Raw genomic sequence first — 1,489 nt, forward strand, 5'->3', positions numbered from 1 at the left:
TCCCATCTTTGACACCTAAAAAGCCGCAATCCCAGTATACACCTGGGGTTACGGCTTTATTTTTATCTCGTGAAAAGCGTAATGCTTCGTAAACTTGTTAGAAAAGGAAGCCTTGCCTACGGCAAGACTCTGAATTCAGGTGTTATCCGGGCATCTATGCCAGGCTTAAGTTCATATCCGCTTGATTACCTTTTTATCATGAGCCATATATCTGTCAAGGCTGCAAAGCACCGCTACGCGGCTACGGCCTTGACAGATATATGGCTCATGAGGACTGTTTGACAAGCGGATATGAACTAAGGGTGTCCGACAGGCGGACCATTCATTACAACCCTTTTGTTCTTCTGATCATTCCTGCCATTGACTTAGGGGTTATAAGCTCATAGTCGGTTCTGAAACCGGCCTGTTCATGCAGTGAGTCGGTCAGCTGTGTCCTTGTATAGCTTGGGATATATCCGTGTTCGCCAACTTTTCTCATATCCATTTCTCTGAGAGTTTTTATTATCTCTTCACAGGTGAATTTATCGCCGAGTTTCTTTTCAAGTATCCTGTAGATCATAAGAGCAATGAAACATGTGAGGAAGTGAGCTTCAATTCTGTCATCCCGCTGCAGATATACAGGTCTTGCTTCAAACTCGGATTTCATTATCCTGAATGATTCTTCGATTTCCCATCTGTCATGGTTTATCTTTGCTATGTCAGCAGGATCGTCATCAAGGTTGGTGCACACTGCATAGAACCCGTCATACCTTGATTCCTCAGCAATGGAGGCTTCATCAAGCTCATACATGGCTCTGCTTGCAATCTCTCCGTCGTTTGTGAATGGAGTTTTCTTTATGAATCTCTTTGCATCATTCTGTGAGCGCTTGTCAGCGGATGAAGGCCTTTCTATAAGCTTTCTTGCTCTTTCTATCTGACGGTTTCTTACAGTCTGCTGATACTCCTTGTATTTAAGAGAATAGGTCACAATGATTGTCTGGTCGAAAGTTATGTCTCGTTCTTCATCATATCCTTCGATCAGCTTCTGCTTATAGAAGATCTTTTTTCTGTTCTCGGAAGTGTTTTCAAGCTCTGATATATCGTGCTTTTTATTGCTGCCTTCAAGCATCCATCCCGTGGGATCAAGGCACCAGTCTTTCAGTTCTGATTTGAGTTTTTTAATCGACTGGGTGGTTATGAAGCTTCTTTCACCATAGTTGTTGAACTTCCTGTTTGCATCAGAAGAAAGTCCTGCATCGGTACATACGATGAACTTTGAGAGTTCAAAGTCCCGCATAATCTGCTGCTCCAAAGGCTTTAGAGATAACTGCTCATTCTGGTTGCCGGGATTGATACAGAATGCAAGTGGTATCCCTGACTTATCCATAAAAAGACCCATCTGTACTATGGGATTGGGGCGGTGTTCTTTGCTGGGACCATACTGCTTCAATCCACCTTCATGCTCCATTTCAAAGAAGTAGTTCGTGCAGTCATAGAAGAGGACACCGGT

The 1,489-nt window shown here is 43.4% G+C and carries 2 protein-coding genes; one reads left to right on the top strand and one right to left on the bottom strand.

Annotated features, from left to right (window positions below):
• Positions 1 to 81: 81 nt before the first annotated feature.
• Complete coding sequence (locus G586_RS0116955; protein WP_026528661.1) at positions 82 to 282, top strand: hypothetical protein; 201 nt, start codon at positions 82 to 84, stop codon at positions 280 to 282.
• A 43-nt stretch (positions 283 to 325) separates the two neighbouring features.
• On the opposite strand, the gene G586_RS23600 is transcribed toward G586_RS0116955, so the two are convergent.
• The coding region (locus G586_RS23600) for an IS1634 family transposase (protein ID WP_035773488.1) at positions 326 to 1,489 on the bottom strand (1,164 nt) is incomplete at its 5' end.

The organism is Butyrivibrio sp. VCD2006 (genome assembly GCF_000423925.1).
Taxonomy (GTDB): domain Bacteria; phylum Bacillota; class Clostridia; order Lachnospirales; family Lachnospiraceae; genus Butyrivibrio.